This window comes from Embleya sp. NPDC059237, from assembly GCF_042754105.1.
GTDB lineage: Bacteria > Actinomycetota > Actinomycetes > Streptomycetales > Streptomycetaceae > Embleya.
This window is the reverse complement of sequence record NZ_JBHZAE010000012.1, coordinates 279856-293195: the sequence shown is the minus strand read 5'-3', so window position 1 is coordinate 293195 and position 13340 is coordinate 279856. Positions and strand designations below refer to the sequence as shown.

At 67.0% G+C, this 13340-nt stretch carries 14 protein-coding genes; 5 read left to right on the top strand and 9 right to left on the bottom strand.

Going from position 1 to position 13340, the window contains the following annotated elements:
* Positions 1 to 418 precede the first annotated feature (418 nt).
* On the top strand, positions 419 to 1177 hold the full coding sequence (locus ACFXKZ_RS33535; RefSeq protein WP_380005490.1) for a helix-turn-helix domain-containing protein: 759 nt from the start codon (positions 419 to 421) through the stop codon (positions 1175 to 1177).
* On the top strand, positions 1177 to 1647 hold the full coding sequence (locus ACFXKZ_RS33530) for an NUDIX hydrolase (protein ID WP_380005488.1): 471 nt from the start codon (positions 1177 to 1179) through the stop codon (positions 1645 to 1647). Before ACFXKZ_RS33535 ends, ACFXKZ_RS33530 begins: the two co-directional genes overlap by 1 nt.
* Here the strand turns inward: ACFXKZ_RS33530 and ACFXKZ_RS33525 are convergent.
* Together ACFXKZ_RS33525 and ACFXKZ_RS33520 are read right to left on the bottom strand one after the other, a co-directional pair.
* Entirely contained in the window at positions 1644 to 2204 is a 561-nt protein-coding gene (locus ACFXKZ_RS33525; protein ID WP_380005486.1) for an HD domain-containing protein, read from the bottom strand. The two genes, ACFXKZ_RS33530 and ACFXKZ_RS33525, sit on opposite strands and share 4 nt — an antisense overlap.
* Complete coding sequence (locus ACFXKZ_RS33520; RefSeq protein ID WP_380005484.1) at positions 2195 to 2704, bottom strand: GntR family transcriptional regulator; 510 nt, start codon at positions 2702 to 2704, stop codon at positions 2195 to 2197. Before ACFXKZ_RS33520 ends, ACFXKZ_RS33525 begins: the two co-directional genes overlap by 10 nt.
* A gap of 334 nt (positions 2705 to 3038) precedes the next feature.
* On the opposite strand from ACFXKZ_RS33520, the gene ACFXKZ_RS33515 reads away from it, so the two are divergent.
* On the top strand, positions 3039 to 3665 hold the full coding sequence (locus tag ACFXKZ_RS33515) for a hypothetical protein (RefSeq protein ID WP_380005482.1): 627 nt from the start codon (positions 3039 to 3041) through the stop codon (positions 3663 to 3665).
* Positions 3662 to 4759: a helix-turn-helix domain-containing protein gene (locus ACFXKZ_RS33510; RefSeq protein ID WP_380005480.1), complete on the top strand. Its 1098-nt coding sequence runs from the start codon at positions 3662 to 3664 to the stop codon at positions 4757 to 4759. Before ACFXKZ_RS33515 ends, ACFXKZ_RS33510 begins: the two co-directional genes overlap by 4 nt.
* A gap of 374 nt (positions 4760 to 5133) precedes the next feature.
* Here ACFXKZ_RS33510 and ACFXKZ_RS33505 read toward each other — a convergent pair whose 3' ends face one another.
* Together ACFXKZ_RS33505 and ACFXKZ_RS33500 are read right to left on the bottom strand one after the other, a co-directional pair.
* Positions 5134 to 5754, bottom strand: coding sequence for a hypothetical protein (locus ACFXKZ_RS33505; RefSeq protein ID WP_380005478.1), 621 nt, complete (start codon positions 5752 to 5754; stop codon positions 5134 to 5136).
* A gap of 173 nt (positions 5755 to 5927) precedes the next feature.
* The gene (locus tag ACFXKZ_RS33500) at positions 5928 to 6323 is read right to left on the bottom strand and encodes a hypothetical protein (protein WP_380005476.1); all 396 of its coding nucleotides are present in this window, start codon (positions 6321 to 6323) and stop codon (positions 5928 to 5930) included.
* Positions 6324 to 6489: 166 nt separating this feature from the next.
* Here ACFXKZ_RS33500 and ACFXKZ_RS33495 point away from each other — a divergent pair, with 166 nt between their 5' ends.
* The gene (locus ACFXKZ_RS33495; RefSeq protein WP_380005474.1) at positions 6490 to 7512 is read left to right on the top strand and encodes an NUDIX domain-containing protein; all 1023 of its coding nucleotides are present in this window, start codon (positions 6490 to 6492) and stop codon (positions 7510 to 7512) included.
* Positions 7513 to 7561: 49 nt separating this feature from the next.
* Here the strand turns inward: ACFXKZ_RS33495 and ACFXKZ_RS33490 are convergent, their stop codons facing one another.
* From ACFXKZ_RS33490 to ACFXKZ_RS33470, 5 genes are all read right to left on the bottom strand, one after another.
* Positions 7562 to 8005, bottom strand: coding sequence for a nuclear transport factor 2 family protein (locus ACFXKZ_RS33490; protein ID WP_380005472.1), 444 nt, complete (start codon positions 8003 to 8005; stop codon positions 7562 to 7564).
* 135 nt (positions 8006 to 8140) lie between these two features.
* Positions 8141 to 9730: a beta-N-acetylhexosaminidase gene (locus tag ACFXKZ_RS33485; protein WP_380005470.1), complete on the bottom strand. Its 1590-nt coding sequence runs from the start codon at positions 9728 to 9730 to the stop codon at positions 8141 to 8143.
* A 128-nt stretch (positions 9731 to 9858) separates the two neighbouring features.
* Positions 9859 to 10689 carry a carbohydrate ABC transporter permease gene (locus ACFXKZ_RS33480; RefSeq protein ID WP_380005590.1) on the bottom strand — a complete coding sequence of 277 codons (831 nt, stop codon included), beginning with the start codon at positions 10687 to 10689 and terminating at the stop codon, positions 9859 to 9861.
* 62 nt (positions 10690 to 10751) lie between these two features.
* Positions 10752 to 11717: a carbohydrate ABC transporter permease gene (locus ACFXKZ_RS33475; RefSeq protein WP_380005468.1), complete on the bottom strand. Its 966-nt coding sequence runs from the start codon at positions 11715 to 11717 to the stop codon at positions 10752 to 10754.
* Positions 11718 to 11721: 4 nt separating this feature from the next.
* A complete protein-coding gene (locus tag ACFXKZ_RS33470; RefSeq protein WP_380005466.1) occupies positions 11722 to 13014 on the bottom strand; it encodes an extracellular solute-binding protein in 1293 nt (430 codons plus the stop codon).
* Positions 13015 to 13340: the final 326 nt, after the last annotated feature.

Here is a 13340-nt window from a genome sequence, read left to right as displayed (position 1 = left end):
CGAGGACCAAAAGCACTCGTGCTGTGTCCCCTTCCAGGAACGAACGCGCTCCTGTTGGTAGGCAGGGACATGGCCTTTCGGCCTCAATGCCATCCGGTTGACCAGGGATCCGGTGCCCTCAGCCCGCTCTGTCCCGGGCTCCTGGTGGTGCAAGACGGCAGTTCTCGGACAGCCCAAATAGAGAGCGCCGCAGCCATCTCGGAAGAGCTAGTTCGACATGCGATACATGTAGAACATGTCCTTCAGGTTGACGTGCCAGCAAGCGCGCGTCAAGTCCGTCCGGGAGGTTTCTTCGACGTCTTCGTCGATGACCCAACGTTGTCGCATGAGCTCGGGACGTGATCACCCCGTGCTATGGCCACGTCGGGACGTCTACGCCTACTGTCGACAACGTTCCGAAACGCCAAGGGGGTTGGACGTGTCGAACGAGCGCCTGCGGGCGGCGATTCTCAGCAATGACCTTGACCTCGCTACGATCGCCACGAGGGTCGGAGTGGACCCGAAGACGATCGAAAAGTGGGTAGCCGGACGCGCTCCTCACCGGCGCAACAAGTACGCCTTGGCGTCGGTCCTCGGGTGCGACGTCTCCTACTTGTGGGCCGATGAGCAAGGGGCCCAGGCCACGACGGCCATGGGGCAAGCCGAATTGGTGTCCTTGTATCCCCACCGCTCCGTCGTCCCCAGCAGGATCTGGACCGACCTCTACGAACGGGCTACCGAGAAGCTGGATCTCTTGGTCTACGCCGGATTCTGGCTGTCGGAAGATCCGCTGTTCCTGCGCATCGTGCAAGAGAAAGCGCGAAGCGGGGCCGTTGTGCGCTTTCTGCTGGGTGATCCCGACGGTGAGCAGGTGGCACAGCGTGGGGCGGACGAAGGTATTGGCGGTGCTATGGCCAGCAAGATTCGTAACGCGCTCGTCAACTACACGAGGTTGTTCGGGTTGCCCGGCGTCGAGTTCCGCGTGCACAACACGATTCTGTACAACTCGATCTATCGCGCCGATGACGAATTGCTGGTCAATACGCATGTGCATGGCGTCGGTGCCTATCTGGCCCCGGTTTTGCACATCCGCCGGTTGCCGCAAGGCACGATGTTCGCAACTTACGCCGAAAGTTTCGACCGGGTGTGGTCCGACGCGCGCCCGCTGTCCAGCCCTACAGACCTCGGAGATGCCTGATGTCCCGCATCGATTACTTCCACGATCCCGATGCCCCATCGGCCAACTCGGTTGTGCCATCCGTAACGGCGGTCGTCATGGACGAGCGGGGGCGACTGTTGATGATCCACCGTACGGACAACGACCTTTGGGCAATCCCCGGTGGCGGTCACGACATTGGCGAGTCGATCGCCGAGACGGTCATTCGTGAGGTCCGTGAAGAAACCGGTATCGACGTGGAGGTCACCGACTTCGTGGGGACGTACACAGATCCGGGGCACGTCATGGCATACGACGACGGCGAGGTGCGACAGCAATTCTCACTGTGCTTTCGGGCCCGTCCCGTCGGTGGGGTACTGCGAACGAGCAGCGAATCCAAGGAAGTTCGATGGGTGGACCCGCAAGCCTTGGACGCACTCGACATTCACAAGTCGATTCGCCTTCGTATCGCTCATGGGCTCGCTCGCGACGCAAAGCCCTACATCGGCTAGCGCGGCAGCCGGTACTCTGCGAGACGCCGATCGATTCGTGCTGCGGCTGCATAGATTTCTGGCTCTGCCCGGCGAATGAACCGACCGATGAGGCTATCGGGCCCGTATCGACCCACGATCTCAGCCACCCGCTCGCGAGGATCCGTCGGGGTGCCGTCGGGAGTCGTGGTCATGTCGCAGTAGATGAGGGCGTCGATCAAGTCGTCTCGCTCGGTCGGGAACTCACCAGCCAACTCGGCGCGCAGACCACGCTCCTCCGCTTCCAACAGAGCGCAGGAGTGATGGGCAACGAGGTTGGTGACGCGAGCGTCGCCGTGGGCACGATCACGAAGGAAGCGCGCACCGTCCAACGGGTGAAACCCTGTCTCGACAAGGTCAGGGGCGTAGCCGATGTCATGCAGGACCGCAGCCGCGTACATCAACTCGGCGTCGCCACCGAGGATGGGTTCCAGATTTCTGGCGCATCCGGCGACGCCCTTCGAGTGTTCCCAGCGCCGAGGCAAGGACTCCGCGAGCAGGTTCTCGGCAAGCTCGTACGCCCAGTCCGTCAGCTCCATGATTCGAGGCTACGAGGAGCCGCCCCGTCGCCGCTATCCGGTGGGCGCACGCCCTCGGGGACGGCTGAAAGCTGCCGAGCTTTGCCCGGTACCGCTACCACGATCCCCGCGCCCTCTAGGTAAGCCAGCGCCTGGCGCACCTTGCCGCGGGAGACCTCGAACAGGGCGGCGAGTTCCGCCTCACTCCGAATCGAGTCCCCAGTGGCCATTTCTCCTCGCCGAACCGCGTCGTAGATGTCCTCGGCGATGCGCTCGTGCAGCGGCTTCGAGCTTGTAGACGACGGTGACGAAGACCGCCATCCGATGCCCTTGCGAGACTCGATCAACCCGTCCTCCGCCAAGACGGCGAGGGCACGCCGCACGGTGGACCTAGCCACACCGAACCGGGCCTGAATCTCGGACTCGGACAGCAGCACCTCATCGGCGGAGGACGCCGCAAGCTCGCGCCGAAGCGCGTCGGCAATGGTGAGGTACGTGCCACGCGGACTCGCGCCGCTCACCTGCTCTCCCATCATTCGAACAGACGTCAGTTCATTCCAACCTGCGTAGGGAAACCCTCGCGTGAAGACGTTCGCTGCCCCCAAGGTACCTAGGTTCCTTGGAGGCGAGGTGCCGGGATGTGCGCGGGTTCTGCAGTTTCGACTTAGTGCTCATCACTGGGGTGCTCGTCTCCGATTCGGTCGCACGACGGCTGGAGCCTGATCTGAGCAGTGCGACTCGCTGGGACCGGCCTCCTGAGATCTAGAAAAGTAGTACAAATATCCATCTATCTGACAAATCTCAAGTGGTTGATTCGGCCGGTGGAAGCGAAATGCAGGTGGTATATTTTCCGGCATGATTTCCTACCCGGAGTCCGATGAGGTCCTGGCTGGCCTCGGGTCCAAGGTTGTCCAAGGCTTGGTGCACGCCGTTGTTCAGGCCAGGGCAGACCTGCTGCGGTACCGCATGCGGGAACCGGCGGTCGTGGCGCAGCACAGCGAGCGTGGTCTGGCCAACTGGATTCACGACCGCATGTGGGCGCATCTGGTCGCAGTGTTGGACGGTCACCCAGAGGTCACCCTTAGCGAAGGCGAGCCAACGCGGGAGCTCGTCGTTGGCCTCAGATATCGTCTGCGGATCAAGCGCCATCGTGATGGCGGGCAGGTCAGTAGCTATGGCACGCAGACAGCCCTGGAGTTCTTCGCCCAAGGTCACCAGGACACGTTCCCGGGCCTGGAAGAGCTTCGGCTGACTGCAGGCTATGAGTGGGATGCGGACGCTCGCGACATCGGCGACGCCGTCTTGTCGCTCCGAGACGGGAAGGACCACATCGTCTGGCTGGAGCATCTCGTTGATACCGGCGAGCTCGGTGGCAGCGGGGCAGTCCAGCCTGTGCGCCCGTCCACCCCATCGCCTGCCTTGCCCTCCATCGAGGTGCCCGGGTTTGGTCAGCATGCAACGACGGAGGACGAAAGAAAATGAATGGTCTCGGCGAAGCGATCACTACTGCTCGCCGGGCACTTGGCGCCACACAAGAGGAGTTGGCGGCAGCAGCAGGTGTCACTCAAGCTGCGCTGTCGCGGTACGAGAAGGGTATGCGCGAGCCCGAAGCTGAGGTTCTCTCAAGGCTCGCGCATGCCCTCGGTGTGACGAAGCAGTTTCTTCGAAACGCTGGCGCTGTTCGCGGAGCGATGGCGGTTGACGCTCATATGCGAAAGCGGGCTACCGCAAAGCCAACTACATGGCGACAGCTGGAAGCGAAGCTGAACATGTACCGCATGCATGTGCGCTATCTGATGGAAGAAGTGTCGCTGCAGGCTCTGCAACAAATCCCGACGTTCGATCCAATTGATACGGATCCCGCCGACGCGGCTCGGATGCTGCGGATGCAATGGCGTATGCCCATTGGTCCGGTGCAGCCCCTCACCCCCTGGATGGAAGCCGCGGGGTGCATTGTGTTGTCCGAGGATTTCGGAACCGCGCGGGTAGACGGGCTTTCCCAATGGATCGATGACTATCCGATCGTGCTCATCAATAGCTCCGCTCCGGTTGACCGAGTTCGATTGACTCTCGGTCATGAATTGGGTCACCTCTGCCTACATGCATCAGAGGTGACACCCACGCTAGAGGAAGACGCTACGCGTTTCGCTGCCGAACTCCTTATGCCTGAGGAGGTGATTCGACCACAGCTCAGGAATCTATCGCTCGGGCGGCTTCACGACCTGAAGCGAGAGTGGGGTGTATCCATGCAGGCCCTCATTGAAAGGGCTCGCGATCTGGATGTTATTACGATGGACAAGCGTACGAGTTTGTATAAGTCTTTGAGTAATAAAGGTTGGCGAATGCGCGAGCCGTTGAGTGATGAGCTCGTTATAGAAGAACCCGCGCTTGCGATCTCTATCGGCGACGCCATGGAGGCGAAAGGGCTAACGCGAGACGAGATTGCGGAGATGGCGGGGTTCTCTGAGGCGTCCCTAAACACCGTATTTGCGGCTCCCGTGCGGCATTTGCGCGCGATCCCTACCCGCGCCCGAATGGCAACCATCCGTGGCGGGCATCACGGACCCGTTGGCTAAACGATGAAGGCGGGATCTGCGCAATCCGATCGGGTGGACATTCGGGCTTGCCACGTGTCCGCCTCGAAGTTTCACAGCGGGGCGTGACGATATCTATTCGGGATGAGCTTGATGGCGGGGCTGCACGCGCCGCATCAGCATTACCATCCACAGCTGGTCATGGCCTACGGAACTTTTGTGGAATAATCTGATTGATGTTGCATCGATTTCAAGGTTTCTGCTGGTCAGGGTCCGTATAACGACGGTTAGTCGGTCTCGCTGTAAATCTGCCGGTGTACGCCTACGTTGGTTCGAACCCAACACCCGCCACACCTTGATGAGGGCCCCTGATCTGCGGAAACGCAGGCAGGGGTCTTCTTCGTTCCTGGCGCGGGTCAGGTCGGGCGGTCGAGGGTGATCAGGGTGTATTCCTCGATGCTCAGCAGGGTGGCTTGTGCCTTGGTGAGGGTTTCGCCTCTCGTGGCTGCCTGGGGTTGGCGGGAGGCGGTCAGGGCGGCCTCGTCGCGGAAGAGGGTGCCGACCAGGGCTCGGCCCGCGGGGGCATTCAGGAAGAGTGTCGCGCCGACGAGGCCGTCGATGGCTTCCAGCTTCGGGCGGCCGACGTTCACGAATGTGTCCACGAACAGCGACGCGTTGGATGGGGCGAACTCCAAGCGTCCCATGCGCAGGGTTGCGCCCGGTGCGAGTTGTGGTGCCGGGGTGTACGACACCGCCGTCCACGCCTCGGTGGTCACCGTGGAGGCGAACGGCTTCAGCAGCTCCGTGCGGCGGTCCCGGAGGTTGCCGTCGCTCTGCGTCATGGCGTTCTCGCTGTCCCACCACGAGCCCATGAGGATCTTGCCGAGCTCGCGGTCGGCGAACAGCCCGAAGCGGCGGTAGCCGGACTGGCCGCGGAGCAGACCGGGGGCTTCGCGGCCGATCCCGTCGAGGGCGGCGTCGATTCGGGTCGGGTCGCCGGTCGCGTAGGTGGTTCGGACGTACATGGGCTCCTGCATGGTTCATGCCTTTCGAAAGCCGGCGCGACGGCGTGCCGTCCGGTGCCTCTCCATGCGAAGTCCAACCGTGATCACCGGCAACGCGGGCGGGCCATTCGGGCCAACTCCGGGATGGCGGGGGCGGGCTCGGGGGCTGTTCCTTCGGGGTGCTCGGGCGGGGCGCTCGGGCGGGGTCAGAATTGGGTGGGGAGTTCGCGCAGGGGGGTGGTTACCCCCTCCACCGCGTCGGCGGCGTTCGTGGTCGTCTCGTGGTGGGTGCCCTGGGTGATGGAGCGGTCGGCGGCGGCCACCGGGGCGTTGAGGCCGCGGTCGGTGGCGGGCGCGGCGCCGACGACGCCGGGGGCCAGGGTGTCCTTGAGCGGGGCCACGACCGTGTCGGAGGCGGGTTCTTCGAGGACGTTGGGGACGGTGGGCATGCCGTAGTGCTCCGGGTCCGGCCGGGTGATGCCGGCCAGGCCGGGTGGGGTCGGGGTGACCGCCTGGGCGGCGCCGGCGGAGAACAGCGGGATGACGCCGACGGCGGTGAGCAGGGCAGCCTGGGCGAGCCGACGCGGGCGGATGTGCGACATCGTGCTCCTCTGGGTGTGTGGGATCGGACTTGACACCTCCTATATCTGTCGTGGGGCCCGAAAGGTTGCGATCCATGCACCCGCCTGCCCGGTACGGGCGACCCGTCCGCGAGGATGGGCGGCGAGCACGGCGCCCGGGACGACGACGGATGTGACGGGGGAGCGGATGAGCGTGGATGGCATCGACGAGCCGGTATCCCGAGAGCTGATCGACTACTGCGCCGGCCTGCCGGGCGTGGTCGTGGGCGCCTCGATGGTGCTGCGCGATCGGCGCGGTCGACTCGTGGTGGTCGACCCCGGGTACAAGCCCGGCCTCGACCTGCCCGGCGGAATGGCCGAGGCCGGGGAGTCCCCGCACGAGGCGGCCGGGCGCGAGGTGCGCGAGGAATTGGGCCTCGACCTCACGGTCGGGCGGTTGCTCGCGGTGTGCACCACGCCCGCCGCGACGTTCGGGCGGGTCGTGCTCGACTTCGTCTTCGCCGGGCCGACGCTCACCGACGAGCAGGTCGCCGTACTCGCCCCGGCCGACGCCGAGTTGCACGCGGTGTACGTGCTTACGCCCGACGAGGCGCTGCCGCGTTTTCCGGGACGCACCCGGCGGCGGGTCTCGGTCGCGTTGGAGGCGGAGGCGTCGGGGTCCTGTCTGTACGTGGTCGACGGGCGCGAGTATCGGCCACCGAAGGAGCGGGTCTGGCACGAGGACGAGCCGGTCCCGGCCGGTACGTCCGTGGGCCGGGCGGCGGGGTGGCTGTTCGATCCGGACGGTCGGGTGCTCCTTGTGGGCGACCCCGACGGGGGGTATGCGCTGCCCGGCGGCGGCGCCGAGCCGGAGGACGTGGACGCGCTCGCGACCCTGGCCCGCGAGGTGGCCGAGGAGGCCAACGCGGTGCTGGGCAAGATCACCCATGTGGGCTACCTGTCCGACCCGGACGGCGGCGACGTGCGCTCCCGCAGCGCCGCTCGGCTCGCCGCACTCGGCCCGCTCGCCCCCGACCCGGCCACAGGCTGGTCGTGGAGCCGGGTCCTGGTCACCCCGCGCCACGCCGCCGCTCTGCTCGGCGGCGGCTACGACACCCGACTGTCGCAGGCCCTCGCCGCCCAGCGCATCGCGCACGAGCGCCTGGGCGTGCCGATCCTGGACGACGACAGTCGCGTCGACGTCCCCCCGGAGGGCGTCACCTTCGCCTGACCGCCTGACCGCCTGACCGCCTGACCGCCTGACCGCCTGACCGCCCGACCTACAGCGGGCGGTTCAGGTGTCGGCTCAGGTCGCCCACGTAGTCCGTGATCATGTGGCGGCGGGTGAAGCGCCACGCCCCGTCGAGGCGGGCGAAGGTGTCGTGGTAACGGCCGGTGAAAATGGGCTGAAGGGGGAAGTCGGGCAGCGCCTGGAACACCGTGACGTAGCTGCGGCACGTGCCCGTCCCCGCGTCGTCGTCGACGTCCACGATCAGGTTCGTGGTGACGTGCCGCGTGTGGGGCGTGCCGTTGTCGGAATACCGGCGCGTCCACGCCTCGTACATCTCCCGCGCCCCGGCCGCGCCGCGCACCTCCGGGCCCTGGCCCTCCGAGGTGATCACGGCGTGCGCGAACAACTCGCCCACGCCCGCGAAATCGCCCGCGTCGATGCGCTCGGCGTACAGCCCGATCAGGTTCGGGATCGCGTGGTATCCGGATGGCATGACGGCACCGACCAACCTCTCGTGGGGGAGGGGCGAGGGGGCCCGAGGCCGCCCGGACCCCATCCGGGCGACCATAACTGACGCAGCGTCAGATGTCAGTGTCCCCTACGAAGCCCGGCCGCATCCCACTCCGCCTCACCCCACCGTCCCACCCCTGATGTTCTCCGTCAGCTCCAACAACTCCGCCTCCCGCTCCGCCCGCGACTTCGGGAACCCCGGCGCGTCCGGCCGGGTCTGCCACGGGTGCGGCCCGTCGAGCGGGCGGTACTCCACGCCCAACGCGTCCAGCCGCGCCAGGTGCGCCGACGTCAACCGCTCGGTGAATTCCGCGAAGTCGCCCGGCCCCGACCACACGGCCTCGGCGAACGCGCACATCCTCGGGAAGGCCATGTAGTCGATCCGCCGCACCGAATCCATGTGCTCGGTCCAGATCTGCGCCTGCCCGCCCAGGATCCGCGCGCCCTCCTCGGCGGTCAGCACCGAAGGCACCGGCCGGAACGCGTACACGTCCGCCAACGTCAACAACGGCCCCACCGGAATCGGCTCGTCCGCCGCCTCGCCCTGGCGGTAGTCGAAGTACACCGACATGTCGGGGCACGCCACCACGTCGAACCCGGCCCGCGCCGCCACGATCGTCCCGTGCTCGGCGCGCCACCCCCCGATCAACGCGTCCGACGGCACCGCGTCGCCGCCCGCCAGCACCTCGTCCCAGCCGAACACCACCCGCCCGTGCGCGGCCAACATCTTCGCCAACTCGGCCACGAACCAGCCGCCCAGCGAGCCGGGGTCGGGGTGCCCCATCCGCTCCCACGGCCCGGTCGGCACCTCGTCGCCGCCGACGCACACATACCGCGAGGGGAAGATCGCGCACACCTCGGCCAACACGTCGCGACAGAAGCCCAGCGCCTCCTCGGTCGGCGCCAGCACCCCGTCGGACAGCCCGCCCCAGCGGGTGCGCACGCCGTCCACCGGCACCGCGCCCAGCGACGGATACGCCGCCACCGCCGCTTGGACATGCGCCGGCAGATCGATCTCGGGCACCACGGTGATGTGCCGATCGGCCGCGTACGCCACGATCTCGCGCAGATCGTCGCCCGTGTAGAAGCCGCCGTGCGGCTTCTCGTCGAAGCGCTCGTGCTGCCGGGCCCCGCGCATGCTGGCGGTGCGCCACGCGCCCACCGAGGTCAACCGGGGCCACCCCGGCACCTCGATCCGCCAGCCCTGGTCGTCGGTCAGATGCAGGTGCAACACGTTCAGTCGATGCGCGGCCAGCAGGTCGACGAAGCGCAGCACGTCCTGCTTGGGCACGAAGTGCCGGGCCACGTCCAGCATCACCCCGCGCCACCCGAACGCCGGCGCGTCCTCGATCAGGCACGCCGGCATCGACCACGCGCCGTCTCGCACCCGTCCGCGCCGGAACACGTCCACCGGCAACAACTGCCGCAGCGTCTGCAGGCCCGCGAACACCCCCGCCGGCGCACCGCCGCACAGGTCCACCCCGGCGGCGGTGACCTCCAGTCGGTATCCCTCCGCCGGCAGCGCCTCCGGATCGAGCCGCAACTCGATTCCCGGCCCCGGCGGCAGCAGGCACCCGGTCGCCGGGCCGAGCGCGCCGCGCAACCACGCCGCCTCGCCCGCCAGTTCCGGCGGATGGCTCAGCCCGGTCGTGGGCGTCAGTACGAACCCGCCCACACCGGGTGTCATGCGCGCCGGTCGGGGAACCACGGACGGCCCGGATGCCACCGGCGCCACGGACGAGGAAGACGAAGACGAAGACACGGAATCAGCCCTTCACCAAGGAGGAGGTCACCACGGATACCAGCGACGACCGAACGCCGACACACCCCGAACCCTCAGTCCTTCACCGCCCCGCCCAACCCCGACACCAGGTGCCGCTGCACCAGCACGAAGAAGATCAGCACCGGAATGGTCATCAGCGTCGAGGCGGCCATGATCCCGCCCCAGTCGTTCTCGTCCGGCTTGAAGAACACCATCAGCGCCGCCGGCAACGTCTGGTGATCGGTGTCCAGGATGAACGTCTTCGCGAACACGAAGTCGTTCCACGCGGTGATGAACGAGAACACCGACGTCGCCGCGAGCCCGGGCGCCACCAGCGGGAACAGGATCCGCCACAGGATGGTGAACCGGTTCGCTCCGTCGATCCGCGCTGCCTCCTCCAGCGACTCCGGGATCGCCTTGACGAAGCCGCGCAACATCCAGATGGCGAACGGCAACGAGAAGGCCAGGTTCACCAGCATCAGCGAGCCGAGCGTGCTCAGCCCGAACTGCGGTGCCACCGAACCGATGTCGCGGACCAGGAAGAACAGCGGGATGGTCAGCGCCTCGACCGGCACCATCTGGGCGACCAGGAACATCACCAGGATCGTGGTGCGGAACTTGAAGTTGAACCGGGTCAGCGCCACCGCCGCCAGGAACGCCACGAGCCCGGACAGCACCACCACCACGCTCGCCACGATCAGGCTGTTCAGGAAGTAGCCGCCGAAGCCGCTGACCCCGAACGCGTCCCGGAAGTTGGACAACGTCGGATGCCACGTCCACGGGCGCGGGTCGACCGAGTTGATCTCGCCGTCCGGCTTGAACGCGGAGAGCACCATCCAGTACAGCGGGAAGACGGTGAGCAGCGCGACCACGATCGCCGTGGTGTTGGCGATCCTTCGGGACACCGTGCGATTGCCCTTCGAGCGACGGGGGCCGGCCGGCCGGACGGCGCCGGCGGAGGTACGGTTCACAGCTCCTCCCCGGAGCGACGCAGCGCGCGGATGTAGAAGATGGTGACCGCGAGCAGGATCAGCGTCATCAGCACGCCGATCGCCGCGCCCAGGCTGTAGTCCGAGGACGCGAAGGCCTTCTGGTACGCGTACACGTTGAGCACCAGGTTCTGGCCGGCGATGCCGCCACCGCCGGTCATCACGTAGATCTGGGTGAAGACCTTGAAGTCCCAGATGATCGACTGGATCACCACGATGGTCAGGATCGGCCGCAACATCGGCAGCATCACGTGTCGAAAGACGGTCCAGGTGGACGCGCCGTCCAGGCGGGCCGCCTCCAGCACCGAGACCGGGATCGACTCGATGCCCGCGTACAGCGAGATCATCACGAACGGGAACGAGTGCCACACCACCACGACGCCGACCAGCGCGAATGCGGACCACTTGTCGTAGAACCAGTTGTGGCCCTGCATCCCCAGGACCTCGTTGACCAGGCCCAGGTTGGTGTCGAACAGGAACATCCACACCGTCGAGCCGGTCATCGCCGGCGCCGCCCAGGCGCCGAGCGCGGCGAACAGCAGCAACAGCCGGGGCCACTTGCCGACCCGAGTGAGCAGCACCGCCAGCGCCGCGCCCACCGCCAGGGTCGCCACCACGCACGCCGCGGCGAACACCACGGTCTGGAACAGCACGTCCCAGAACTGGTCGTCGCCCAGCAGGGTCGAGTAGTTGTCGAACCCGACGAACTCCGCGACCTCGCCCGCCGACGCCTGCGGCTGACCGAACTTCAGGAAGGAGAGCAGGCCGAGCTGATAGAGCGGGTAGCCGAACAGCGGGATCAGAATGACCGCCGACGGCAGCAGCAGCCAGAACGGCGTCCAGGAGCGGCGCCGTCCGGTCTTCGTCTTGCCCGCGCCGCCGCGCGGGCGGACCGAGGCCGGGGTCGGCCGGTCCGCCCGCGCGGGCGTGGTGGTCGTGGTCACCGGCTTACTTCCCGGCGAACGCGTTGTCGATGACGGTCTTGGCCTCGCCGGTGGCGCCGGAGACGTCCGACTTGCCGGTGATCACCTTCTGGAACATGGTCGGCACCACGGACTGCGAGTCGATCTTGGCCCACGCGGCGTCCTTGGGCACGAACTTGGTGCCCGCGTTCAGGGTGTCGATGAACGGCTTGAGCCACGGGTCCTTGGCCACCACGTCGCCGCGCGCCGAGGCGAGCGTGGGCAGGTTGCCCATCGCGTCGAACATCTGGAGCTGGTACTTCTTGCCGCCCAGGATCTTCATGAAGTCGACCGCGAGCGAGCGGTGCTGCGAGGACTTCATCACGCCGAGGTCGTTGCCGCCGGAGAAGGCCGGCGCGATCGAGCCCGGGGCGGTGCCCGGCAGCGGCACGACCGCGTACTTGCCCTTGGCGGTGCCCGCCTCGACCGCGCTGCGCGAGGAGTTGGGCAGGATCGCCATGCCGGCGGTGCCGGCCGCGAACGCCTCGACCGTCTTGCCGCCGGTCAGGTCGGCGCACTGCTGGGGCGGACAGATGTCCTTGGTGAACAGGTCGGTGTAGGCCTTGACGCCCGCCTGGGACTGCGGCGAGTCGATCGCGGCCGCGTACTTGCCGCCCTGCTGGGTGGCGATCTCGCCGCCGTTGGCCCACAGGAAGGGCAGGCCGCCGAAGGTGTACTTGCCGCCGACCGCGATGCCGAGCATGTCCGGCTTGGCCTGGCGCACCTTCTTCGCCGCCTCGACCAGCTCGGCGTACGAGGTGGGGGGCTTCAGGCCCAGCTCGGTGAACACGTCGGTGCGGTAGTACAGCGAGCGCAGGCCCAGCCACCACGGCAGGCCGTAGATCTTGCCGTCGACCAGCGTGGTGTCCTTGAGGTCCTTGGGCAGGTCGCCCGCCTCCGACCAGTTGGCCAGGTCGCCGGAGATGTCCGCGAGGCCGCCGGCCTGGACGTAGCCGAACAGGTCGGTGTTGCCGAACTCGACCACGTCCGGCGCGCTGTTCGGGTCGTTGAACGCGCCCTTCATCTTCTCCGCGCGCGGGCCCGCGTCGGTGGGGATGTAGCCCACCTCGACGTTCACCTTGGGGTGCGCCGCCTTGAAGTCGGCGACGGCCGCGCCCACGACCTTCTCCTTGGGCGCCCGGTTGGCCTCGTCGTACAGCCACACCTTGAGCGTGCCGGTCTGTTCGTCGGCGGACTTCGTCTTGGACGCCGTGCCGGGCGCGCACGCCGCCAGCGCGATGCCGGCCACTGCGACGGCGGCCAAACTCCGGATCTTCACGACAATTCCTCCTGCGGCGAGGCAGGCCGAAGCGATCGCGGGGGGTGCCGCGACCCGAGGGTCGGCCTGTACGTCTGGACGTCGCGTCAATCGACACGAACGGGGCCGCAAGGGGGAAACAATCCGGTGCGGCGTGAGCGGGACGTTAGAAAGCGGCGCGTCGTTCCGACAAGGCGTCCCGCCGAACGTTGTGCACTGCAAAACTGTGTGCTGCGAAAGTGGTATCGGACGCTTACGGACACGTAACGTCCGTGCTCGGTCGACCCGTCGGTCATCCACCGGACACCGTGCGTTCCGAACCGCAGGCGGGCGGACACACGGGGTCA